The sequence below is a fragment of the Mesorhizobium sp. NZP2077 genome (assembly GCF_013170805.1).
Taxonomy (GTDB): Bacteria; Pseudomonadota; Alphaproteobacteria; order Rhizobiales; family Rhizobiaceae; genus Mesorhizobium.
The window spans coordinates 1,624,489-1,647,575 of sequence record NZ_CP051293.1; the positions used below are offsets into that span (position 1 = coordinate 1,624,489).

The following is a 23,087-nucleotide window of genomic DNA, read 5'->3' on the forward strand; positions in this document are numbered from 1 at the left end:
CTACGATTCTCTCAAAAGAGGAAACGCTCTAGGATCATCAGCGAGGCGCCGCCGACATATTGCCACATGGTGGCCGCGACGAGATCGCCGCCGGAGGCAAAGCGCTTCTGCCAGATGGTGCCGGCGCTCATGCCGAGCACCGAGACCAGCGAGGCGGTCAACGTCGCGGCGGTCACGCCGCCGCCGAGCGCGCCGAGTTTTGGCCACAGCACGATGACGATGCCGATCAGGCCGATGCCAAGGCCGAGCCAGTGGCGCGGCAGGATGGCCTCGCCGAGAAATTTGCCGGCAAGCACCGCTGTTATCAGCGGCTGCAGGCCGACGATCAGGGCCGAAAACCCGGCCGGCATGCCCCGGTGGATGGCCCAGAAGACGGCGCCGAGATAGACGCCGTGCATCAGGATGCCGGCGCCGGTGGCATGAAGCGCTTCCTCGCGCGTGGCTCGCTTCGAGCCGAGTACCAGCATCAGCGCAGCCAGCAGGATGGCGGCGATAACGAAACGCGCGGCGAGGAAGGTGAACGGCTCCGCCCATGGCATGGCGTAGCGCGCGCCGATGAAGCCGGTCGCCCACAGGACGACGAAGGTGGCGGGGATGAACCGCTTGATGCTGTGCATTTTCCGGAGACCGCCGCGCTGGTGAAAAACTGACCGTGGCGCTGCTCTAGTCCGGTTCAACCCGGTGTGCAAAACGAAACGATTGATCCATGCATCACCGGAATTCAATTGGTGGCGAGTTCGTCACGCGTTGCCAGAGTTCTGCCGGGCTCAGAGCCCGACCATCCGCCCGATATCGTCAGGCGATGCGCCGGCATCGCGCAGCTTGGCAAGGCCGGTATCGCCAAGGCTCTTCGACAGTTTTCGCCCATCTGACCCGAGGATGAGCCGATGGTGGAAGTAGGCCGGCTGCGGTAGCCCGAGCAGTTCCTGCAGCAGGCGCTGCACGCCGGTGGCGGAAAACAGGTCCTGTCCGCGCACGACATGGCTGATAGCTTGCAGCGCGTCGTCGATGACGACGGCGAGGTGGTAGCTGGTCGGGATATCGCGGCGCGCCACGATCACGTCACCCCAGTCCTGCGGTCGAGCTTCGACCGAGCGCGTCGTGGATAGCGTTTCATCCGTGAATTCGGCCCATGTGAGGCCCTTTCCGATACGCGAAACAGCGGCGGCGACATCCAGCCGCCAGGCGAAGGGCGCATTTTCGGCGACGCGCCGCTTGCGTTCCCTGACCGGCAGCGCCTTGTCGGCGGAGGGGTAGAGCGGCACGCCGTCGGGATCGCGCGGCCAGTCGCGTCCGCGCTTCTCGCTGTCGGCGATGAAAGCGCGGATTTCGCCACGGCTCATGAAGGCGGGATAGACGAGGTCGTCGCGGATCAGTCGGTCAAGCACCGCCTGATACTCGGCGAAATGTTCCGACTGGCGGCGCACTGGCTCCTCCCAGCCAAAGCCAAGCCATTTCAGGTCGGCAAGCACGCCGGCCTCGAATTGCGGCGTGCAGCGCGTCGTGTCGATATCCTCAATGCGCAGCAACAGGCTGCCGCCACTGGCCTTTGCCAGCTTCCGGTTGAGCAGCGCCGAATAGGCATGGCCGAGATGCAGTTCGCCATTGGGGCTGGGCGCGAAGCGGAATGTCAGGAGCGTCATGTCTCGAGCGGCAATCGGGTTGTGCTGCGGTTTCGGCGATTGCTACTTTGCGGCACATTGGCGGACAAGGATACCATGCAACGCATCGCGACACTGGACGACATTGCGCGCGGGCTCGATGCGCTTTGCATCATCGATCCACGCCTGGAAAAGGTGCGCGGCATGGCGGGCGAGGTGCCGCTGCGGCTCTCCGAGCCCGGCTTCAGAAGCCTGGCCTCGATCATCGTCTCGCAGCAGGTCTCCCGGGCGAGCGCCGATGCCATCTTCGGCCGGTTGACCAGGCTTGTCGATCCGCTGACGCCGCAGGCGATCCTGGCCGCCGGCGAGGAGATGTTTCGCGAGGCCGGCCTGTCGCGGCCCAAGCAGCGCGGTCTGATCGCGATCGCCCAGGCGGTGGCCGACGGCCTCGACCTCAATCACCTCTGCTCGCTTGAGGCTGAGGAGGCGATCACTGCGATGACGGCGGTGCCCGGCATCGGCCCGTGGACGGCGGAAGTGTACCTGCTGTTTGCCGCCGGGCACCCCGATATTTTTCCGGCGCGCGATGTCGCGCTGCAGAGTGCGGTCGGCCATGCGCTCGGCATCGAGCCGCGTCCGCCGGAGAAAACACTGATCCAACTCGCCGAATCATGGAGCCCGTGGCGAGGTGTCGCATCGCGGCTTTTCTGGTCCTATTATCGAGAAACCAGGGGCAGGGACGCAGCACCGCCAGCCTGAATCCGCAAAAAAGCATAAAAATCATGCGTTTTTGGCAGTTCGCGCGAGCGACAATCTGCTTCACATCCCTGTCATGTCGGGCTTACAGTATCCGCGCCGTTCGGGTCTAGAACCAAGGAGGTAAACACGTGACGGTTGCCGTATCTCCGGATGGGCTTCCAGCACTGGTGCTGAATGCGGATTACCGTCCGCTCAGCTATTACCCCTTGTCGCTCTGGTCCTGGCAGGACGCCATCAAGGCGGTGTTCCTCGACCGAGTGAACATCGTTGCCGAATACGAGCATGCGGTGTCCTCGCCGACCTTCTCGATGAAGCTGCCGAGCGTGGTTAGTCTGAAGGCCTATGTGAAGCCGTCGAGGCATCCCGCCTTCACGCGCTTCAACGTCTTCCTGCGTGACCGCTTCCAGTGCCAGTATTGCGGCACGCCTGACGATCTGACCTTCGACCACGTCATCCCTCGCCATCGCGGCGGTGCGACGACATGGGAGAATGTCGTCGCCGCCTGCTCGCCCTGCAATCTCAGGAAGGGCGGCATGATGCCGGCGCATGCCAAGATGTTTCCGCTGCAGAAGCCTTACCAGCCGACGGTGCATGATCTGCACAACAACGGCCGCCTGTTCCCGCCGAACCATCTGCATGAAAGCTGGATGGATTATCTGTACTGGGATGTTGAGCTGGAACCATAGAGTTCGGCACAAATCCGCAATGCTGGCCGCCTGACGCCGCGTTCTGCGCTTCCCCATTCTACTGCGTCGCAGTAGAGCTGAGTTCACGTACCTAAGTACGCTCCGCTCCGGTCCTCGAAAACCGCGCTATCCGACTCAGCCTGCCGAAATTTTGCTCGAACTCTGCGTCGCGCCGCAAAATCGAATTGGTTCAGTCGCGGGAAAGCGCGCCGCGGAAGGCGACCGCTGCAAGCACAAGGCTGGCGATGGCGTTCCAGCCGGCCAGCGACAGGCCGAGGATGCGCAGTGCGGCCTTGTCGCAGGAGGGCGGTACGAATTTGTCGAGCGCGTCGAGAACGCCCTTGCCGCCAGTGTCCACCGGTCCAGCGCCCGCCGTGCAATCGGTCGGGCCGGCCCACCACTGCCATTCGACGCCGGAATGGTAGACGCCGAGATAGAGGCCGTAGAGCATCAGCAGGCCGCCGACAGCCAGCAGGCCGCGCGTCAGCCATGCGGGTGCGTGCAGCATCGATGCAATCACCGCCAGCACCATCAGCGGCGCGCCGATATAATAGGGGGTGCGCTGTTCCAGGCAGAGGTGGCAGGGGATATAGCCGCCAATGTACTGGAAGCAGAGCGCCGAACCGACGGTCGCGGCCATGGCGACGGCGAGAAACAGGGCGGTCCGCGTCCGCTGGCGTCCGGTGTCGGCATTCATGGTCGCTGTCATGAGGTCTTTCGTCCGTTGAGTTCGGCCCGCTCGCTTTTATCCATGTCGTTGCCCCAACACCGCAGGGCACTTTTGGGTGACATGGACTAGAGGGCGTATTTGACGACGATATAGAGCAAAATCAGGGCAGCCGCGCCGGCGCCGACAATCAATCCAAGGCGCTTCTCGATGAACTCCTTGATCGACTCACCATAGCGGCGCAGCAGCCAGGCAAGCAGCAGGAAACGAGCGCCGCGCGCCAGGATGGCCGAGACGATGAAGACAACAAGATTGACGTGAAGCGCTCCGGCCAGAATGGTGACCACCTTGATCGGCGGCAGGTGCGCAACGCCGGATGTGACGAGCAGCAGCAGCATCAGCCCGGTGCCGGACGACTGCCACTTCTCGAATGTGGCAAGGCCACCGAAGTGCTCCAGCATCGGCCGGGCTATCGTGTCGTAGGCATAGTAGCCGATCAGCCAGCCGGCAATGCCGCCCAGTACGGACGCAACTGTGGCGGTCAGCGCGTAGCGATAGGCGCGTTGGGGCCGCGCCAACGCCATGGGCAGGAACAGTACGTCCGCCGGAATGAAGAACACCGAGCTCTCGACGAAAGCGATGAAGGCCAGCCACCATTCGGCGGATTTGCGCGCCGCCAGCGACAGGGTCCAGTCGTACAATCCGCGAAGCATCGGCTCTCCTAATGCGTGTCGCCCAAAAGTGCGCAGATCCCCGCGGGCAAAGGCAGGGATGAAAACAAGGGCCCAAGCTTGCGCGTCGGTCCCTTCAGACGCGCCACGCTTCATGCGCCGCCTGTCTAGAAAGATTTTCCGCGCTGCACAATGGCAGCACCGCCAGGAAATCAAAAGGCGAAGATTGGTCGCATCTCGGGGTATCCGAGAATTGGCCAGTTGACGAACAGGCCTCCAACCGTATAGTCCGCGCCCATCCAGGCCGCCCGGCCTGAGCCCCTATGGCGGAATTGGTAGACGCGCTCGACTCAAAATCGAGTTCCGCAAGGAGTGCTGGTTCGATCCCGGCTAGGGGCACCATTCCATTCAGATACCGGTTCATGTTTGCTTGCCTGCTCATGGTCTAGGCAAGCTCGATGGGACCATGGATGGATTCGCTGCGCCGGAGACAGCTGAGACGATTTGGGGCGCAGGACAGCCTGCGCCCCAACCAATCCGCTCAAAGCGAATGCTTGTACTTGATCCCGATGTCGAGATGGCTATCGCATGTTGCCGGTGTGGCCCTGCGAGTATCTGCCCGGCTGCGGCCAGACGGTGAGGCCGTGAGGCTCGACGCCGACCCGGATTTTCGTGACAGTGCCCGAAATCGTGTCGATCATGTAGACCTCGCTGTCGAAGCGGCCCGACAGCCATAATTGCTTGCCGTCGGCGCTGACATTTCCCATGTCCGGGCTGCCGCCACCTGGTATGGGCCATTGCGCGACGACCGATCGGGTGGCGAAATCGACGACGGTCACGCTGCCCGGCCCCTTTGCGCGGCCTTGCTCCATCTTGTGCGAGCCGCGATTTGAAACGTAGAGCTTTGTGCCGTCACGGCTGACGGCAAATCCGTGCGTGCCGATGCCGGTGGCGATGAAGCCGATCTCGGAAAAGCTGTCCCCGTCGATCAGGAACACGCCGTCGTTCATCATGTCGGCGACATAGAAGACCTTGCCGTCGGGGGAGAGCCTGACGTCCTGCGGCATGCCCATTTTCGACAGGGCGAGGTGGCCGAGCACCTTTTGATTTTTCAGGTCCACCTTCAACAGGCCGCCTTCGCCATATTCGCAGGTGAAGATGGCGTAGGCATTGTCGGCGGAAAAATCGGCGTGGTTGATACCGGGGCAGGTCGGCGTCGGGAGCGTCGACTTCAGCGCCATGGTTTGCGGATCGCGAAAGTCGAGCCGCTGATAGGCTTCATCGACGATGACGGCCGCGCTTCCGTCCGGCATGAAATACATGTTGTAGGGGTCATCGACCGGAATTTCGTGACCCGGCTTGGCGGTCCGGGGGTCGATGGGCGTCACGCTGCCCTTGCTGGTGCCGCTGGCGTTGTTGGCGACCCAGAGCGTCTTCAGATCCCAGGACGGAACGACGTGCTGCGGCTTGAACCCAACAGGGAACCTGTCGACTTCCTTGAGAGTCGTGGTGTCGATAACCGACACGCTGTTGGATGAGCGGTTCGGAACATAGACACGCGGCAGCGCGCCAGCCGTCGCCGGGCTCAAATGATCAGAGGTTGTCTGGCTGTAGATGTTGATCGGAGCGCGCGGCGGCGGCTCGCTGCAATCTTCCGGGCATGAGCCGGCGGAAGCCGGGGCTGAAGACAGGGCAAGCATCAAGACGAGCGGCGCGCACAAGCTCGTGAACCACCAATATGCCTTGATCATTTGGTCTGCTGCTTTTCGATGAAGCCGCGGATCGCCTCGGTGGTGCCGTTGACGATCAGGTCGACGCCGAGCTGGCCAAACGCGGCTGACGATCGTGCCGGATCGCCGCCGTAGACGCCGTCGGCGGCATCGAGCTTCGGGTTGGCCGCAAGGCGATCCTTGCGCACCGTGGAAGGGTCGATGGCGAGCATCAGCGATGTGTCCGCCAGTCCCGCGTGGGTTCCGATCTCCGGCTGCTTCGCGCCGGCCGACAGGAGCTTGTCGATGTAGGCGCCCTGGGTGATCTGATAGTATTCGAGCGCCGCAAAGACCCGGACAGGAGTTTTGCGCCATTCGGCGTTCAGGCGATCGGCGACATGACGCTCGTCGGCCTGATAGCCGCCGTGGTCGCCGATCAGCACGATGGTCTTGAAGCCGTGCAGCTTGAAGCTGCGGGCCGCGGATTCGAGCAGCTGCTCGAAAATCTTGTCGCTGATGGTGATCGTACCGGGAAACCGCATATGGGCGGTGGGCGGATCGATGGTTCCTTCCGGAACATAGGAGATCACGGGGGCAACCAAGGCGTTGCCGAGTTGATCGGCAATCTTCTCGGCCAAGAACTTAACCCGCACATTGTGCTTGCCCAGCGCCATGGCGGGGCCGCTTTGTTCGGTGCCGCCTATCGGGACAATGATCGTCGTCGTTCCCGATCCGATCCGATCACGCAGTTCGGTCCAGGTCTGGTCCTCGAGGAAGACCGACGCGTTGGCGGCGTTCGCAGTCGATGCCAGACCCGACAGAAACCAAAGGCCGACGACAGTGCTCGCGAATGTGAAACCGTGCCGTGCGATCATTTCAGCCTCTGGGCTATGCGTCGCATCGGACCACACGTCCGGCGATTTGCACAATTTGTGTGAAGGGAAGGGGTCTTGGCAAGCTTCCCGCAGCCGCCGAAATTCGGAATCATGGTCTAGCGCCGTCTCAGCAGGCTCTTCATGCGGTTGCGCAGCAGCCGGGCCATGTTGCGCGTCTCGCGATAGAGGTGTAGCTGCGAGGCGGCCTGGCGCGCGAGGCGGTCGGCGTCCGGCGTCAGCCCGATCACCAGCGTGCCGATCGGCCGGCGCTCGGTCCACAGCCTGCTCATCACCGGATGGTCCGGCACCGCGCAGGAATCGGTCATCATGATGTTGGGGTCGTCGAGATGCTGCCGGGTGACCTCGATCATCAGCAGCGTGCCGGGCGAATAGGCTGCCAGCGTCTCGTCATAGGCCGTCTTCCAGGTGTAGGCGACGCCGGCTTCGACGAAGACGATCAGGCAGGCGATGGTGCGGCCATCGAGCGTCAGCGAATGGATGCGGCACATGTCCTGCTCGGCGAGCCGGTGCACGGCCTCACGGGCGAAGGCGGCGCGGAAGCGGTCGATCGCCATGGCGGTGCGCTCGCGGCCCTTCCAGCCGGACGCTTCCAGCGTCAGGAAGCTTTCGATGGCGTGGCGGATATCGTCGGGGCCGCGCGCCACCACATGCTCCAACCTCCCGAGGTCGGCAAGGCGCCGCTTCAGGCGGCGGAACTCGCGATAGTGGTGCGCGCGCAGCGAAGCCTTCAGATAGTCGTCGCCGTCGAGCTCGCTCTCCAGCACGGGTCGCGGGGTCTGGCCGGTGGTGACCAGCGTCAGCCCACGCGTCTCGGCCACGGTGCCAAGCAGGCTCGCCACCGGGCCGTCGAGCCTCATGTCGGGCAGGACGAGGACTTTCGGCATCTTGAGGTGCGGGCGCGACAGCATCGAGAAGAAATCCTCGACGACGCCGATCGGATCGTCGCGGTCGATCAGCGGCGTGCCGAGCGGCCCGAACGGGCTCGACCAGGTGCGCATCACCGGAACGCCGAGCGGCACCACGGGCCGTTCCACCGAGAGCGGCACCAGCAGGCGCAGCCGGTTGCGATATTCGTCGCCGTCGCGGATCACCGCCAGCCGGACTTCGCGATCCTCCAGCCGGGGCATGGCGGGCGCCAGGAAGCGCGGGTTGAAGAAGACGTTCGGCTCGATCGTGCGGGCGCAGAGATAGTCCAGTTCCTCGACCAGGTCGAAGCCGGCCGATGCCGGATAGATGGCAAGCTTGCGCTCGGGCCGGTTGTTGGCGAGGATTTCGATATGGGCGGGGTCCGCGTCGCGCGACAGGCCGGCAAGGCCCGACACCATGGCGCCGGCGGTGCCGCCGCTGGTTTCCTCGAGCAACGGGATGGCGGCCATCAGGCGGCTCCTTTGGCAGGCACGAAGATCGCCATGACGATGCCGAGCTTGCGCCACACCGTGAAGGACAGCGCGCTGGCCTCGAAGATCATGGCAAAGGCGGTGGCCATGGCCGCGCCCCACAGGCCGAAATGCGGGATCAGCACCACGTTGAGGCCGATGTTGAAGGCCAGCGTCATGGCATAGACGGCGGCGCAGATGTTCTGGTTGCCGCTCATGGTGAGCAGGCTTTCGCAAGGGCCGACGGCGGCGCGCGCCACGACGCCGAAGACGAGCAGGAACAGAAGCGGATAGCCCGAGGTGAATTCGGGGCCGAACAGCACCAGCATGGGTTCGCCGAGCGCCAGCACCAGCAGCGCCATGACGAGTGACGGCCAGAAGGTCCACGACACCGTTTCGCGGGCAAAGGCGGCAAGCCTTTCGGGATCGCCATGGGTGAACTGCGCGTAGCGCTGGGCAACGCCGGCCTTGACGGCGAAATAAACGAAATGCACCAGCGCCAGCGTCTTGACCGTGGCGAAATAGACGGCGACGTCATTGGGATTCATATAGGCGCCGACCATAAGCACGTCGGCATTGGTGAGCAGGAAGAAGAAGCTTTCGACCAGGAAGATCGGCAGCGAGACGATGAACCATTGCGCGAAATGCACCTTCATCGGCCCGGCCGGGATCAGCCTTTCCATGCGGTGCGTAACGCCGATCAGCTGCGCAAGCGTGGTGACATAGGTGGCGGCGATCGATGCGAAGATCGCCGTCCTGGCATCGGCGGCGTAGCCGGCGTAGAGCATCAGCGCCATGAACAGCAGGATCAGCACCGGCCGTATCAGATAGGTCGGCGACAGGGCGAAAAGCGCCCAGCTGTTCGCCCTGGCCTGGCCTTGCAACAGATCCGACACCGCGATCATCGGCAGGCAGATGACGCCGAGGATGAACGGTATCACGTAATAATTTTCGAGCCAGGGTGCCGCCAGCCAGACGCCGAGGGCGCCGAGGGCGGCGATGATGGTGGAGGCGATCAGCACGAACAGGCGGCTGGCCACGACGATGCCGCGCAGTTCGTCCATCATGCCGCGCTCGCGGTATTCGGGGATGAAGCGGATGACCGAGGTGTGGAAGCCGAGGCAAGCGAGGTTGCCGACGATGACCATCGTCACCCAGACAAGCACGAAGATGCCGTATTCGAACGAGCCCATCCAACGTGCCATCAGCACCTGGCTGATGAAGGCGATGACGGCGCTGACGATGCGGATGGAGAAGGCGATGACCGACATGCGGCCGGCCTCGCCGCGTTCATCGGCGGTGAACAGCACGGCGTCGATGCGGCCAAGCAACGGCTCGATGCGCAGCGCCAAACGCTGCGGCAAGAACCGCCCGGCAGTCGTGGCCGCGGAAAAGCGCACCCCGATCTCTCTCCGTTTTCCGCCTCTTTTTCAGCCTTTGGTGTAGCGGAGACACATTAAGAAACGGTTGGGTGAGGAGCGGTCCGCGTAGCGGACGAAAAGCCAACGATTTGGCATTTCGAGCGACGAACGGTGAAGACCCGGTCCGCCTTCGGGCGGATCAAAACGTCCAGTGGACCTTTTGAAGGGACTGAACGCCCGAAGGGCATAGCGGAGGGTCGGCAGGCCGCTGGCGCTCGGCGAGCGTATTTTGGTGTTCCGGTGGCATGACGAATGGCGAGAGAACGCCGGGTGCGGGTCAACCAGCTGTCATTCCACGTGCTGTTTCGATGCAAGCGTTGGAAAGGCTCGGTCGGCGCAGCGTCGTGCGCGACTTTTGCGGTACGATGACCGTTGATGAGGTGACATTCGCCAGATTCTAGCGGCCAATCGCGGACCTCAGCGCCGCCCTCATCCGCCCTTCGGGCACCCAGCCCTTTGCCATCGCTCCGCGCGTCCGTTGTTCGAAAAGCCAAGCAATTGGCTTTTCGTCCGCTGCGCGGACCACGCCTCACCCCCGTGAACGGGGAGAAGGAAGAGGGCGCCCTTACGCAAACGCCCCATGACAATGCTTGTACTTCTTGCCGGAGCCGCAGGGGCAGGCTTCGTTGCGGCCGATCTTGCCCCAGGTGGCCTGGTTGTTTGGGTCGCGGTCTTCGGGGGCGACGATGGTGTTCGATTCCTGGCGGACCAGGAGGGCTGTTTCGCCACCTTCGAAATCATTCTCGCCGGTGGTGCCGTCAATATGCGTGCCGAACATGTCGGGAGCTTCGGGAGGCGGGGCTTCGGCGGCCTGGCGGACGAGTTCGACGCGCATCAGCTGCGCAGTGACGGCCTGGCGCAGATTGCCCAGCATCGCCTGGAACAGCTCGAACGCCTCGCTCTTGTACTCCTGCAGCGGATCGCGCTGGGCGTAGCCGCGGAAGCCGACGACCGAACGCAGATGGTCGAGATTGACGATGTGCTCGCGCCACAGATGGTCGAGTGACTGCAGCACCACCGAGCGCTCGACATAGGTCATCACTTCGGGGCCGAAGCGCTCGGAGCGCTCCTTGGCGGCGACGTCGGCGGCCTGGGTGATGCGCTCGCGGATGTCGTCCTCGGCAATGCCCTCTTCCTTGGCCCAGTCCTCGATCGGCAGGTCGAGATTGAGGAATTCGGCAACCTCGGCCTTCAGGCCGGCGACATCCCACTGTTCGGCATAGGCGTTCTCGGGAATGGCCTTGGCGACGATCTCGTCGATGACGCCTTCGCGCATCTCCGCAATGGTTTCCGACAGGCCTTCGCCGTCCATCAGTTCGATGCGCTGCTCGAACACCACCTTGCGCTGGTCGTTGGAGACATCGTCATACTTCAGCAGGTTCTTGCGGATGTCGAAGTTGCGCGCCTCGACCTTCTTCTGCGCCTTTTCCAGCGCCTTGTTGATCCAGGGATGGATGATTGCCTCGTCTTCCTTGAGGCCGAGCTTCTGCAGCATGCCGTCCATGCGCTCGGAGCCGAAGATGCGCATCAAATCGTCCTGCAGCGACAGGAAGAATTTCGAGCGGCCGGGGTCACCCTGGCGGCCGGAGCGGCCGCGCAGCTGGTTGTCGATGCGGCGCGATTCATGGCGCTCGGTGGCCAGCACGTAGAGGCCGCCGGCACCCAGCGCCTTTTCCTTCAGGCGCTCGACGTCGGCGTGGATTTCCTTCTCGCGCGCCTCACGCTCGGGACCGGCGGGCATGTCGCCCAGTTCATCCTCGATGCGCATCTCGGCATTGCCGCCGAGCTTGATGTCGGTGCCGCGGCCGGCCATGTTGGTGGCGATGGTGATGGCGCCGGGCTTGCCGGCCTGGGCGACGATCGCCGCCTCGCGCTCGTGGTGGCGGGCGTTCAGCACCTCGAAATCCTTGAAACCTTCCTTGCGCAGGCGCTCGGCCAACTGCTCGGACTTCTCGATCGAGGTCGTGCCGACCAGCGTCGGCTGGCCCTTGGCGCTGGCCTCGCGGATTTCCTTGACGATCGCCTTATATTTCTCCTCGACCGTCCGGTAGACCTCGTCGTCTTCATCCTTGCGGATGACCGGGAGGTTGGTCGGGATCTCGGTGACTTCGAGACCGTAGATGTTGCCGAACTCCTCGGCCTCGGTCAGCGCCGTACCGGTCATGCCGGACAGCTTCTTGTAGAGGCGGAAGTAGTTCTGGAAGGTGACGGAAGCGAGCGTCTGGTTCTCCGGCTGGATCGCCACGTGCTCCTTGGCTTCCAGTGCCTGGTGCAGGCCTTCCGAATAGCGGCGGCCGGGCATCATGCGGCCGGTGAACTCGTCGATGATGACGATCTCGCCGTTGCGAACGATATAGTCCTTGTCCTTCTGGAACAGCCGGTGCGCTTTCAGGGCGTTGTTGACGTGATGGACGATGGCGACGTTCTCGACGTCGTAGAGCGACTCGCCCTTCAACAGGTCTGCGTCGCGCAGCAGGTTCTCCAGCTTCTCGGTGCCTTCCTCGGTGAAGATCGAGGTCTTCTGCTTCTCGTCGATCTCATAATCCTGCGGCTGCAGCTGGATGATGAAGGTGTCGATGGTGTTGTACATTTCCGAACGGTCCTCGAGCGGACCGGAAATGATCAGCGGCGTGCGCGCCTCGTCGACCAGGATGGAATCGACTTCGTCGACGATCGCGTAGTTATGGCCGCGCTGCACCATCTGGGCGCGCTCATACTTCATGTTGTCGCGCAGATAGTCGAAGCCGAGCTCGTTGTTGGTGGCGTAGGTGACGTCGGCGGCGTATGCGGTGCTGCGTTCCTCATCGGACAGGCCGTGGACGATGACGCCGACCGAGAGGCCGAGGAATTTGTAGACACGGCCCATCCATTCGGAGTCGCGCGTGGCGAGATAGTCGTTGACGGTGACGACGTGGACGCCCTTGCCGGCCAGTGCGTTGAGGTAGACCGGCAGCGTCGCGACCAGGGTCTTGCCCTCGCCGGTGCGCATCTCGGCGATGCCGCCATTGTGCAGCACCATGCCGCCGATCAGCTGGACGTCGAAGGGGCGCATGCCGAGCACGCGTCGAGCCGCCTCACGGGCGGTGGCGAAGGCCGGGATCAGCAGGTCGTCAAGGCTGGCGCCGTTGGCGATATCCTGCCGGAATTTTGCCGTACGCCCCGCGAGTTCGGCGTCGGAAAGCGCCCGCATCTCGTTTTCCATGGCGTTGATCGCCTCGACACGGGGCCGGGTCGATTTGACCCGACGGTCATTGGAGGAACCGAAAACCTTACGGGCGAGACCGCCGAGACTGACCATACAATGGTCCTTTCGATAGAATTCTCAATCTTAAGATGAGCGCCGGCCGGCCCCATCACATCCGCGTGAACGCACCGCCTGAATACGGGCAAACACAAAAAGCGCCCGGAAAACGGTTCTGGACGCAAAGTCGTTGGACAGATAAGAGGGGGCTCAACTGATGTCAACGCCGCGCTGGCCCTGCCGGTCGCGCCAAATTCCGCCACAATCTGGCTGATCTGGAAGCCACCCCTCCTTACAATCATTCCCCGGAGTCATTTTCATGTCCTTGTTGTTTCGCCGTGCGTCGCTCGCCAGCCTTGGCCTGGCCTTCGGCCTGTCGGCTCTTTGCCTGTCGCCTGTCATGGCGCAGGAGACCGCTCCCGCTGCTCCGGCCGATGCCGCCGCGGCACCGGCGGCTGCACCCGTCGATCCGAACGCCGTGGTCGCCACGGTCAACGGCCAGCCCTTGACTGAAGCCGATCTGGTGCTTGCCGAAGGCGAGCTGTCGCAGCAATTCGCGCAGCTGCCGCCCGAACAGCGCCGTGCCGCGGCCCTTTCGGCGGCCATCGAAATCCGCGTCATGGCCGCCAAGGCCGTCACCGACGGTCTCGACAAGGATCCCGACTTCCAGCGCCGCATGGCCTTCCTGCAGCAGCGCGCGCTGCATGGCGAGATGGTCGAGAAGGGCGTCGTCGACAAGGTCACCGACGCCGAAATCCGCGCCCGCTACGACCAGGAAATCGCCAACACGCCGCCGGTCAACGAGGTGCATGCCCGTCACATCCTCGTGAAGACGAAGGAAGAGGCCGAGGCCATCATCAAGCAACTCGACGGCGGTGCCGATTTCCAGAAGCTCGCCAACGAGCACACCAGCGATCCCTCGGGCAAGTCCAACGGCGGCGACCTCGGCTGGTTCGGACCTGGCCAGATGGTGCCGGAGTTCGACAAGGCCGCCTTCGCGCTCGAGGTCGGCAAATACACCGAGCAGCCGGTGCAGTCGCAGTTCGGCTGGCACGTCATCAAGCTCGAGGACAAGCGCGCCAAGCAGCCGCCGGCCTTCGCCGACGTCAAGGACCAGGCCAAGCAGGCGGTCATCCGCGACAAGTATTTCGCGCTGGTCAAGTCGCTGCGCGCCGGCGCCAAGGTCGAGATCCCGGACGCCAAGCTGAAGCAGGCCGTCGATACGATGGAAGCCGGCAAGTAAGTCTGAACGACCGTTTCAAAGGGCGCGGCAGCCAAGCGCTGCCGCGCCCTTTTTGTTGGCCGCCGCTATCTGCCTGATGCCGCTATGCCATGCAGGAGATAGCGAACCATCTTGCGTATCGTCGCCTCGGGCTCGTCGAGCCGGTTGATCAGGAGATGCCGCCAGGCATAGGAAGCGACGAGGTCGGCGACCACACCCGGGTCGACATCCCCAGGGATTTCGCTCCTTACCTTGGCGCGCTCGATGATCTGGCCGGTGTGGCTGCGGCGCCCTCCGGCATAGCCGGCAAGGGCGGAGGCAGCGGTTTCATCCGACTGCGCCTCGGCGATCAGCGACCTGAACACGCTGCCCGACGATGTCTCGCGCCAGTGCGTGAACAGATTGACCAGGAAGCCGACGAGATCCTCCTCCAGGCTTCCGGTATCGGGAATGTCGACGCGCTTCTGGCGCTGATAGACTTCGAGCAGCAGTGCCGCCTTGCTCGGCCACCAGCGATAGATGGTTGGCTTGCCGGCGCGCGCGCGCCGCGCCACCGCCTCGATCGAGAAACCGGCATAGCCAGCCTCGACCAGCACAGCTTCGGCAGCCTCCAAAATCGCTTCGGCGCTGTCGGGATTGCGCCTGGCGCCAATCGATTTGCGTGCCGGATCGGCGATTTCCGCCATTGCCATCGTCCTCGCCAAACACTTCGTCGGCAATATAGGTGAGGTCGAGGTGGAACGAAACGGGGCGTTTCCGGCGGTTCAAGGAAACCGTCAGATCGCAATCATTGCATCGCTTGCGATGTCTCGGACTCGATGCGCCATCCGTCTTCGGCCTTGACCAGCCCAAGCGTGACGCGAGCCTTGCCGGTCAGGCGTGGCGCCGACTTGTCCTTCGGCACATAGTCGTAGCGCATCGCAAAGGCGGCCTCACTGCGGTTCTCGCCATGCGGCGTGATCTCCAGGCTGCCGGGTTCAAGCCCAAGCGACCACGAGGCCCATTGCGCGAACCAGTCGATCTTCACCTTGACGATGGCATCGGCGTCGTAGCGTGTGCCGAAAATGGTCGCCGACGAGCCGTAGATCCGCTTGACCGTCTCGCTCATCGTCCTGGCGTCCGGCGCCAGATAATCCCGGCGCAGGAATTTCTCGATCGAAGTCTTGTCGTCGCCGACGGAGCGTTCCAGTGCCGCCACCTGCGAGGCCGGCGCGGGCTCAGCCGCCGGCTTGGGCTCCGGGGCAGGCCCGTCACCCGGGACGAATTCGAAGCGTTCGAGCAGTGAGCCCTGTTCCCAGGGGCGCTGGCCTTCGCGGGTTTGCGAAACCACGTCGCGGCGCACCGCGATCATCATGTCGTTGATGCTCTGGCCGGGCTCGGCGATGTGCTGCAAAAGGGCTGACGCAAAGGGCGAGTTGCGCCCGGTGCCGTCCATGGCGACCGCACCCGGCGCCGTCGAAAAGGCGATGAACGAGCCGCGCGTCGAATCGAACTGCGCCAGTCCCGCCAACGCCGTCGCCGAGCGGGTGGTGGCGGTGCGGCTCAGACTGCGGGCAAACGGGTTGTTGCGGCAGGCGTCGAGAAACACCAGGCTGACCTTGGTCTGCTGTTCCATGATGTCGAGGATTTCGTCGATCGGCACGGCCTCGAGCTGCAGCTTCACCGGCATGTCGAGCCTGGCGTCGACCGGCACGATGTAGTTGCGCCCGTCGACCTGAAGGCCGTGGCCGGCATAGTAGAAAAGCCCGACGCCAGCACCTTCCAGCGCATCGGAGAACTCGCCGATGCTGCGCTCGAGTTCACGCTTGCCGAGATCGTTGCCTTCGATGACTTCGAAGCCGATGGAGCGCAGCTTGTCGGCGATGTCGAGGGCGTCGTTGACTGGATTGGCCAGCGTGCCGGCTTCGGCATAGGTGCCGTTGCCGATGACGAGCGCCACGCGCCGCGCCGGCTCAGCGTCGGCGCTCAGCAGCAACAGTCCCAGAAATGCCCAAGCGAGGATCGCAAGCCTGCCCATGGGCGCAATCATAGCGCCACAGGCCCCGGCGACGCCAACAGATTTGAAACGCAAGCTTAATCCGGCGTGGTTCACCGCCCCGGCAGGCGCGGCGAAAACGCCCTTGCGCCTGCGCGCCGTATCGGGCAAACCGGCCTTCCCTTGCGAATTTCCCGCCCGAGGTCCCCATGTCCACGACCATTTCGCCGCTCGCGCCGAAGAAATACCCCAAAATGCCTGTCATTGAAGGGGTGCGCATTGCCACCGCCGAAGCGGGGATAAAGTACAAGAACCGCACCGATCTTCTGGCCATGGTCTTCGACGCCGGCACCGCGGTCGCCGGCGTGTTCACCAAGTCGAAATGCCCCTCGGCGCCTGTAGATTTCTGCCGCCAGAACCTTGGCGCCGGCAAGGCCCGGGTGCTGATCGTCAATTCCGGCAACGCCAATGCCTTCACCGGCAAGAAGGGCCGCGAATCCACGGCGCTGACCGGCGAGGCGGCGGCCAAGGCGGCCGGCTGCACGGCAGGTGAGGTTTTCCTGGCCTCGACCGGCGTCATCGGCGAGCCACTCGACACGACCAAGTTCAGCCATCTGCTCGCCGGACTGGTCAGCGACGGCAAGCCCGACCTGTGGACCGAGGCGGCCAAGGCCATCATGACCACGGACACCTATCCGAAAGTGGCGACGGCGACCGTCAAGCTCGGCGATGCCGATGTCACCATCAACGGCATCTCCAAGGGCGCCGGCATGATCGCCCCTGATATGGCGACGATGTTGTCCTTCATCGCCACCGACGCGCCGATCGCGGCTCCGGTGCTGCAGGATCTGTTGTCGCGCGGCACGGCCAAAACCTTCAACGCGGTCACCGTCGACAGTGACACCTCGACCAGCGATACGCTGCTGCTCTTTGCCACCGGCAAGGCCGCAAAGCGCGGTGCTCCAGAAATAACCGATCCCAATGATGCCCGCCTTGGCCAGTTCCGCCGGGCGCTCGGCAAGGTGCTGAAGTCGCTGGCGCTGCAGGTGGTGCGCGACGGCGAAGGTGCCCGCAAGCAGGTCGAAGTGACCGTCACCGGCGCGAAATCGGCCCGCTCGGCCAAGCGCATCGCGCTGTCGATCGCCAATTCGCCGCTGGTCAAGACAGCGGTCGCCGGCGAGGACGCCAATTGGGGTCGCGTCGTCATGGCCGTCGGCAAGGCCGGCGAGCCCGCTGATCGCGACCGGCTGTCGATCTGGTTCGGCGACAACCGGCTGGCGCATGAGGGCGAGCGTGATCCGGCCTATTCGGAAGAAAAGACCTCGGCCTATATGAAACGCGACGACATCCGCATCCGCGCCGATATCGGTATCGGCCGCGGCAAGGCGACGGTGTGGACCTGCGATCTCACCAAGGAATATGTCGCCATCAATGGCGACTACCGGAGCTGACGGTTTTGGCTTCCAGACATCCGGCTAGCATGCTCGCAATCGTGCGGCGCTTCGAGGCGGCCGGCTTTCGCGCCTGGCCGGCGGCCGCCGTCCACTATGACGGCACCTGGGTGGTGCGGCTGACCGCCGGCCATCCGGCCAAGCGGCTGAATTCGGTCAATCCGCTCGATCCCGGCGACATCCAGCACATCGCCGACCGCATCGGCCGGGCCAGCCGCCGTTTCGACGCCTATGGCAGGCCGCTGACGTTCCGCATGTCGCCGCTGTCGGGCCCCGATCTGGCCAGTCACCTCGACAAGGAGGGCTGGAGTCGCTTCGGCGAATCGCTGGTGATGCGGCTGCCGCTCGCCGATGCCCAGCTCGATGCCGCCATGGACCAGATTCCGCTCAAGGACATCAGCCGCTTCATCGGTGCTTTGCTCAAGGTCAGCGGCTCCGACATTTCGCTGCGGCCTGGTCTGTCGGAGATCATCGGCGCCATCCAGCCCGAGGCCGGGCTGTTCGCGCTCGAGGATGAAGCCGAGGCGCTGGCGACGCTGATCTGCGTGCATGACGGCGATCTCGCCGGCCTGTTCGAGATCGCCACCGACAGATCGGCGCGCAACAAGGGGCATGGCCGCAACCTGATCCTGTCGGCGCTGAAATGGGCGAGGCTGCGTGGCGCGCGGGAGGCCTGGCTGCAGGTCGAGGCCGGCAATGTGCCGGCGCTGGCGCTCTATCGCTCACTCGGCTTCGAGGAAGTCTATCGCTACCACTATCGCCAGCCGCCTGGTTATGAGTGAAGTGGGCATGAATGATCTGGCAAATACCGGCAAGCGCCTGCTGCTGGTCGCCGCCTGCGCGCTGGTCGACACCGACGGCCGCGTGCTGCTGGCGCAGCGGCCAGAAGGCAAGCAGTTTGCCGGCCTGTGGGAATTTCCCGGCGGCAAGGTCGAGCCCGGCGAGACGCCGGAACAATGCATCATCCGCGAACTGCATGAGGAGATCGGCATCGAGACCGATATTCCGTGCCTGGCGCCACTTACCTTCGCCAGCCATTCCTACGACGACTTCCACCTGTTGATGCCGCTGTTCGTCTGCCGACGCTTCCGCGGCATCGCCCAGCCCCGGGAAGGGCAGGCGCTGAAATGGGTGCGGCCAAGAGAGATGCGCGACTATCCGATGCCGCCGGCCGATGCGCCGCTGATCCCGTTCCTCATCGACCTGCTCTGAGGATTTGTTTTGACGCAATTCCCAAGGGAAAGCGCTATGCGCTTTTCCCGGGAAAACCGCTTCACACTTTTCCTGGAATTGCTCTGAGGATCGGGACCAGGATCCATATCAGCCAGCGTTAATGGAAGATTTATCTGATCGTGAAAAATTGATGCATGGCCGTGTCCTCGCGGCCGCGTCGCCAATTCGCTGGGGAGCGATCGTATGAGCCTGGACAGGGATTGGGATTCCATCCGGCCCGAGCGCGGTTTCCGTGCCGCCGATGCCGGCATGGGCATCCTGCGCATCACGCTGCTGTTCGGGTCGGCCGCGGTGGCGCTGGCGCTGATCGCGACCCCTTTCCTCGACAGACAGACGCGCTCGCAATCGGCGCGCGACGATTTTCCTGGTCTCGACATGACGGCCACCGGCTCGATCAGCCATCGCAGCACCTACACGGTGCGCCGCAGCGTGTTGCAGCCGCAGCCAGATTCAGTCTGCATCATCGGCTCCGACGGCAGGACCAGTGGCGACTGCTGACATGGTTAAGACATTTTCGAGAAGGGGGCGGTTTCACCGCCTGTTAAGGCTTTGCCGTTAACCTTTCTTAACAGATCGGCGGTAAGGTCCTGGCAAGGGGGATCGAGGTGATGAAAACAATGCTGCTGCGTTTTCTGACGGACGAGACCGGCGCCACCGTCGTCGAGTACGCCCTGATCGTCGCCGTGCTGTCGCTGACGATCATCGGCGGTATCGGCCAGGTCTTCAACTCGATCACCTGGCTGTTCAGCGACAACAGCAGCAGGCTTTCGAACGCGTTTGCTTCGCCTTGAGCGCGATCGTGGCGGCAGCCTAGAGCGCGTCGTATCACTTTTGGGCGACATGCATCAGTGTTTGCCGGGTCCTTCCAGAATAGCCTTCAGCGAGACCTTTGCTGAACCTGGTTTCAGCGGTTTCTGCTGTGACGCATCGGGCGCCCAGCCGGACATCCAAACCATCGAGAAGCTTGCCCGGATCCGACCGTCGGGGTCGGAAAACCGCTCGGCGTAGATTTCCGTGGCACGGGCAAACAGTCCGCGCGTACCCGGTCGCCGGCTGCGATCGGCAAGCGCGCTGGTTTCACCCATGGCGCGCAGATCGGCCATCAAGGCAAACAGATTGGCATAGCGCACCGTCACGGTCTCGACATCGGCGACCGGCAAAGCGAGACCGGCGCGCTGCAAAAGCGCACCGGCATCGCGCACGTCGGTGAAGGGGATGACGCGCGGGCTGACACCGCCGTAAAGCTCGGTCTCGGCCGCAAGCAGGCTTTCGCGCAGTTCGCTGAGCGTGCCGGCGCCGGCGAAGGCGCCGAGGAAAAGTCCGTCCGGCCGCAGCGCGCGGCGGATCTGGATCAGCATGCCGGGAATGTCGTTCATCGCCTGCAGCGAAAGAAGCGACACCGCCAGATCGAGGCTTTGCGGCTCGAACGGCACGGTTTCCAGCGGTGCGACCAGGCCGGCGGCACCATTGAGGAAAACCGCGTCCGTCTCGACGCGGACGATCTCCGTCACCTTGCCGCTCACGGCCAGTACATCGGCCGCCGCCGGCGTCTGGCAAAACAGCACCGCCGCCTTGGCGAACCTGCGCTCGACAGCGCCCAGCCGGTCGGCCAGGTCTTCGGCGGCGCGGCTCACGAGGAAGTCGGCACCGTCAACCGGATGGGTGAGCGCACGCCGCTTGTGCGCGAGCCACAAAGAGGTATCCATTATCGGCTGCAACGGGCGCATCCTTGTTTGTCGACGCCCCAGATATAATTGGTATGGTGGCGCGGAGAACCAACCACGTGGCCGATCCGATGTCAGAGATCAAGTCCATCGGGATCAGGAACCTCACCCGCTCGGCTCTCGGCTGGCCGGCGCGCATCCTGTTTCCGCCGGTCTGCGCCGGTTGCCGCCGGCATGTCTCGCAGCCCGGCGTGCTGTGCGGCGCCTGCTGGCCGAAGTTGCGGCTGCTGGAACGACCTTGGTGCCCGGTGATGGGCACGCCGTTCACCCATCATATGGGCGAGGGCTTTCTGTCGGCGGAAGCGATCGCCGATCCGCCGCCCTTCGAGCGGGCGCGGGCAGCCGTCGCCTATTCCGGCGTCGCCCGGCAGATGGTGCAAGGGCTGAAATACCAGGATCGCACGGATTTGGCGCCTTGGATGGCGCGCTGGATGGTGCGCGCCGGCGCCGATCTCATCGCCGAGGCCGATGTGGTGGTGCCGGTGCCGCTGCACTGGCGGCGCTTCTTCCGGCGGCGGTTCAACCAGTCGGCGGAGTTGGCGCGCGGGGTTTGCGAGTTCAGCTGGCTGTCTTTCGCGCCTTCCGCCATGCGGCGTGTGAAACTCACCCGCCAGCAGGTCGGACTGGAACGGCAGGAGCGCGAGGAGAATGTGCGCGCTGCCTTTCGCGTGCCGGTCGAGGCGGAAATCGAGATCGCCGGCCGCAGGGTGCTTTTGATCGACGACGTCTACACCACGGGCGCCACCGTGCGCGCGGCAACCAAGGCGCTGAAAAGGGGAGGTGCGGCCGCCGTCGACGTGCTGACCTTTGCGCGTGTGTTGCCGGGGGACTTCCGGGCGGACGAGTCCGCGACTATATAAGTCGGCAACGAAGGCGGAAATTAGGCATGGTCGATGTCACGATCTATACCCGCATGATGTGCGGCTACTGCACGGCGGCCAAGCGGTTGCTGGAGCGCAAAGGCGTCGCTTACACCGAGCACGACGCTTCGTTTTCGCCGGAACTGCGCCAGGAGATGATTTCCAAGGCGCACGGGCGTACGACCTTTCCGCAGATTTTCATCGGCGACACGCATGTCGGCGGCTGCGACGACCTCCACGAGCTGGAGGCCGAAGGCCGGCTGGACAAACTGCTCGCCAACGGCGCGACGATTTGAGGGTATGATGATGGGTGTTTTCAAGGCTGCGGCGGTCCAGATGCGTTCAGGCGAAAGCCCCGAGCGCAATGCGGTCGATCTCGAACGGCTGGTGCGTGAAGCGGCGGCCCAGGGTGCGACCTATATCCAGACGCCGGAAATGACCGGGGCGCTGATCCGCGACAAGGAAGCGCGGGCAGCCTCCTTCACCTCCGAAGACAAGGACGTCATCGTCGCGACCGCGCGCGGATTGGCGCGCGAACTCGGCGTCTTCCTGCACATTGGCTCGACCGCCATCCTGCGCGCCGACGGCAAGCTTGCCAACCGGGCGCTGCTGTTTGGTCCGGACGGTGCCACGCTGGCCACCTATGACAAGATCCACATGTTCGATGTCGACCTCGACAATGGAGAGAGCTGGCGCGAATCCGCGGCGTACGAGCCGGGCACCGAGGCTGTTGTGACCGAGGTCGCGGGCGCGAAGCTTGGTTTCGCGGTCTGCTACGATCTGCGGTTCCCGCAACTGTTCCGTGCCGAGGCGCTGGCAGGAGCCGAAGTTTTGACCGTGCCCGCCGCCTTCACCCGTCAGACCGGCGAGGCGCATTGGCATGTGCTGCTCAGAGCGCGTGCCATCGAGAATGGCGCCTTTGTCGTCGCCGCCGCGCAAGGCGGCCTGCACGAGGACGGCCGCGAGACTTTTGGCCATTCGCTGATCGTCGATCCCTGGGGCCGCATCATCGCCGAGGCCGCGCATGACGAGCCCGCGGTGATCGTGGCCGAGATCGACCCGGCGCAGTCTCTCGCGGCGCGCAAGAAGATCCCCAATTTGAAGAATGCGCGGGATTTTGCCGTCAATGCCGGTGCGGCGGAGGCGCCGCGTCTCAGGGGTGCAGCCTCTTGATCCGCTTTTCCCTGATCTGCGAGAACGAGCACGAGTTCGAGGGCTGGTTTCGCAGCAATGACGATTTCGAGGCGCAGAAGAAGCGTGGCTTCGTCGATTGTCCGAACTGCGGCTCGCACAAGGTGCAGAAGGCCCTGATGGCGCCCGCGGTTTCGACGGCCCGCAAGCAGGAGACCATAGCGCTTGCCATGGGCGAGGCGCAGAAGCAGGCCCTGGCGCAACTCAAGGCGATGGCCGAGAAGGTGCGCGAGAATGCCGACTATGTCGGCGACAAGTTCGCCGAGGAAGCGCGGAAAATCCATTTCGGTGAAACCGATGCGCGCGGCATCTATGGCGAGGCGACGCTGGAAGAGGCCAAGGGCCTGGCCGACGACGGCGTCGATTTCATGCCAATCCCGGTGTTCCCGGACGACCGCAACTGA

The 23,087-nt window shown here is 63.9% G+C and carries 23 protein-coding genes, 1 tRNA gene and 1 pseudogene; 13 read left to right on the plus strand and 12 right to left on the minus strand.

From position 1 onward, the window contains the following. Positions 1 to 29: 29 nt before the first annotated feature. Both HGP13_RS08045 and gluQRS read right to left on the minus strand, forming a co-directional pair. Positions 30 to 617 (minus strand): annotated as a pseudogene (locus HGP13_RS08045) (DMT family transporter); the annotation flags it as partial. Positions 618 to 767: 150 nt separating this feature from the next. Beyond that, positions 768 to 1,643 carry a tRNA glutamyl-Q(34) synthetase GluQRS gene (gene gluQRS / locus HGP13_RS08050; protein ID WP_172223673.1) on the minus strand — a complete coding sequence of 292 codons (876 nt, stop codon included), beginning with the start codon at positions 1,641 to 1,643 and terminating at the stop codon, positions 768 to 770. Between the two features lie 75 nt (positions 1,644 to 1,718). Here gluQRS and HGP13_RS08055 point away from each other — a divergent pair, with 75 nt between their 5' ends. Together HGP13_RS08055 and HGP13_RS08060 are read left to right on the plus strand one after the other, a co-directional pair. Further along, a complete protein-coding gene (locus HGP13_RS08055; RefSeq protein WP_172223675.1) occupies positions 1,719 to 2,360 on the plus strand; it encodes a DNA-3-methyladenine glycosylase in 642 nt (213 codons plus the stop codon). Between the two features lie 128 nt (positions 2,361 to 2,488). Further along, positions 2,489 to 3,046, plus strand: coding sequence for an HNH endonuclease (locus HGP13_RS08060; RefSeq protein ID WP_027041701.1), 558 nt, complete (start codon positions 2,489 to 2,491; stop codon positions 3,044 to 3,046). Positions 3,047 to 3,236: 190 nt separating this feature from the next. On the opposite strand, the gene HGP13_RS08065 is transcribed toward HGP13_RS08060, so the two are convergent. Both HGP13_RS08065 and HGP13_RS08070 read right to left on the minus strand, forming a co-directional pair. Continuing rightward, positions 3,237 to 3,755, minus strand: a complete 519-nt coding sequence (locus HGP13_RS08065) for a disulfide bond formation protein B (RefSeq protein ID WP_172223678.1) — start codon at positions 3,753 to 3,755, stop codon at positions 3,237 to 3,239. 86 nt (positions 3,756 to 3,841) lie between these two features. Then, positions 3,842 to 4,426, minus strand: a complete 585-nt coding sequence (locus tag HGP13_RS08070; RefSeq protein ID WP_172223681.1) for a YqaA family protein — start codon at positions 4,424 to 4,426, stop codon at positions 3,842 to 3,844. 275 nt (positions 4,427 to 4,701) lie between these two features. Between HGP13_RS08070 and HGP13_RS08075 the strand changes: the two genes are divergently transcribed. Next, positions 4,702 to 4,786, plus strand: a tRNA-Leu gene (locus HGP13_RS08075). Positions 4,787 to 4,965: 179 nt separating this feature from the next. On the opposite strand, the gene HGP13_RS08080 is transcribed toward HGP13_RS08075, so the two are convergent. The 5 genes from HGP13_RS08080 to secA form a co-directional block, all read right to left on the minus strand. Further along, complete coding sequence (locus HGP13_RS08080; protein ID WP_172223685.1) at positions 4,966 to 6,135, minus strand: YncE family protein; 1,170 nt, start codon at positions 6,133 to 6,135, stop codon at positions 4,966 to 4,968. Next, complete coding sequence (locus HGP13_RS08085) at positions 6,132 to 6,968, minus strand: creatininase family protein (RefSeq protein WP_172223688.1); 837 nt, start codon at positions 6,966 to 6,968, stop codon at positions 6,132 to 6,134. Before HGP13_RS08085 ends, HGP13_RS08080 begins: the two co-directional genes overlap by 4 nt. A gap of 116 nt (positions 6,969 to 7,084) precedes the next feature. Then, on the minus strand, positions 7,085 to 8,365 hold the full coding sequence (locus HGP13_RS08090) for a GNAT family N-acetyltransferase (RefSeq protein ID WP_172223691.1): 1,281 nt from the start codon (positions 8,363 to 8,365) through the stop codon (positions 7,085 to 7,087). After that, positions 8,365 to 9,765 (minus strand): lipopolysaccharide biosynthesis protein, encoded by a 1,401-nt coding sequence (locus HGP13_RS08095; protein WP_172223694.1) that lies wholly within the window; start codon positions 9,763 to 9,765, stop codon positions 8,365 to 8,367. Before HGP13_RS08095 ends, HGP13_RS08090 begins: the two co-directional genes overlap by 1 nt. A gap of 586 nt (positions 9,766 to 10,351) precedes the next feature. Next, a complete protein-coding gene (gene secA / locus HGP13_RS08100; protein ID WP_172223698.1) occupies positions 10,352 to 13,084 on the minus strand; it encodes a preprotein translocase subunit SecA in 2,733 nt (910 codons plus the stop codon). Positions 13,085 to 13,346: 262 nt separating this feature from the next. Between secA and HGP13_RS08105 the strand changes: the two genes are divergently transcribed. Next, on the plus strand, positions 13,347 to 14,270 hold the full coding sequence (locus tag HGP13_RS08105; RefSeq protein ID WP_172223700.1) for a peptidylprolyl isomerase: 924 nt from the start codon (positions 13,347 to 13,349) through the stop codon (positions 14,268 to 14,270). A gap of 65 nt (positions 14,271 to 14,335) precedes the next feature. On the opposite strand, the gene HGP13_RS08110 is transcribed toward HGP13_RS08105, so the two are convergent. Continuing rightward, the gene (locus HGP13_RS08110; protein ID WP_172223702.1) at positions 14,336 to 14,935 is read right to left on the minus strand and encodes a TetR/AcrR family transcriptional regulator; all 600 of its coding nucleotides are present in this window, start codon (positions 14,933 to 14,935) and stop codon (positions 14,336 to 14,338) included. A 101-nt stretch (positions 14,936 to 15,036) separates the two neighbouring features. Then, a complete protein-coding gene (locus tag HGP13_RS08115) occupies positions 15,037 to 16,266 on the minus strand; it encodes a caspase domain-containing protein (protein ID WP_172223704.1) in 1,230 nt (409 codons plus the stop codon). Positions 16,267 to 16,433: 167 nt separating this feature from the next. On the opposite strand from HGP13_RS08115, the gene argJ reads away from it, so the two are divergent. From argJ to HGP13_RS08140, 5 genes are all read left to right on the plus strand, one after another. Further along, positions 16,434 to 17,675: a bifunctional glutamate N-acetyltransferase/amino-acid acetyltransferase ArgJ gene (argJ, locus tag HGP13_RS08120; RefSeq protein ID WP_172223707.1), complete on the plus strand. Its 1,242-nt coding sequence runs from the start codon at positions 16,434 to 16,436 to the stop codon at positions 17,673 to 17,675. Positions 17,676 to 17,704: 29 nt separating this feature from the next. Next, positions 17,705 to 18,457, plus strand: coding sequence for a GNAT family N-acetyltransferase (locus HGP13_RS08125; RefSeq protein ID WP_172223709.1), 753 nt, complete (start codon positions 17,705 to 17,707; stop codon positions 18,455 to 18,457). 7 nt (positions 18,458 to 18,464) lie between these two features. Then, on the plus strand, positions 18,465 to 18,887 hold the full coding sequence (gene mutT, locus HGP13_RS08130; protein WP_172223711.1) for an 8-oxo-dGTP diphosphatase MutT: 423 nt from the start codon (positions 18,465 to 18,467) through the stop codon (positions 18,885 to 18,887). A 204-nt stretch (positions 18,888 to 19,091) separates the two neighbouring features. Next, positions 19,092 to 19,406: a hypothetical protein gene (locus HGP13_RS08135; protein ID WP_172223715.1), complete on the plus strand. Its 315-nt coding sequence runs from the start codon at positions 19,092 to 19,094 to the stop codon at positions 19,404 to 19,406. A gap of 110 nt (positions 19,407 to 19,516) precedes the next feature. Beyond that, complete coding sequence (locus tag HGP13_RS08140) at positions 19,517 to 19,699, plus strand: Flp family type IVb pilin (RefSeq protein ID WP_172223718.1); 183 nt, start codon at positions 19,517 to 19,519, stop codon at positions 19,697 to 19,699. 54 nt (positions 19,700 to 19,753) lie between these two features. Here the strand turns inward: HGP13_RS08140 and HGP13_RS08145 are convergent, their stop codons facing one another. After that, positions 19,754 to 20,626 (minus strand): methyltransferase domain-containing protein, encoded by an 873-nt coding sequence (locus tag HGP13_RS08145; RefSeq protein ID WP_172223720.1) that lies wholly within the window; start codon positions 20,624 to 20,626, stop codon positions 19,754 to 19,756. Between the two features lie 65 nt (positions 20,627 to 20,691). On the opposite strand from HGP13_RS08145, the gene HGP13_RS08150 reads away from it, so the two are divergent. From HGP13_RS08150 to HGP13_RS08165, 4 genes are read left to right on the plus strand one after another with little or no spacing between them, the layout of a single operon-like run. Further along, a complete protein-coding gene (locus HGP13_RS08150) occupies positions 20,692 to 21,492 on the plus strand; it encodes a ComF family protein (RefSeq protein ID WP_172223723.1) in 801 nt (266 codons plus the stop codon). Between the two features lie 26 nt (positions 21,493 to 21,518). After that, entirely contained in the window at positions 21,519 to 21,788 is a 270-nt protein-coding gene (gene grxC, locus HGP13_RS08155) for a glutaredoxin 3 (protein WP_172223726.1), read from the plus strand. A gap of 10 nt (positions 21,789 to 21,798) precedes the next feature. Further along, positions 21,799 to 22,665 (plus strand): carbon-nitrogen hydrolase family protein, encoded by an 867-nt coding sequence (locus tag HGP13_RS08160; RefSeq protein ID WP_172223730.1) that lies wholly within the window; start codon positions 21,799 to 21,801, stop codon positions 22,663 to 22,665. Further along, on the plus strand, positions 22,662 to 23,087 hold the full coding sequence (locus tag HGP13_RS08165; RefSeq protein WP_172223732.1) for a DUF1178 family protein: 426 nt from the start codon (positions 22,662 to 22,664) through the stop codon (positions 23,085 to 23,087). Before HGP13_RS08160 ends, HGP13_RS08165 begins: the two co-directional genes overlap by 4 nt.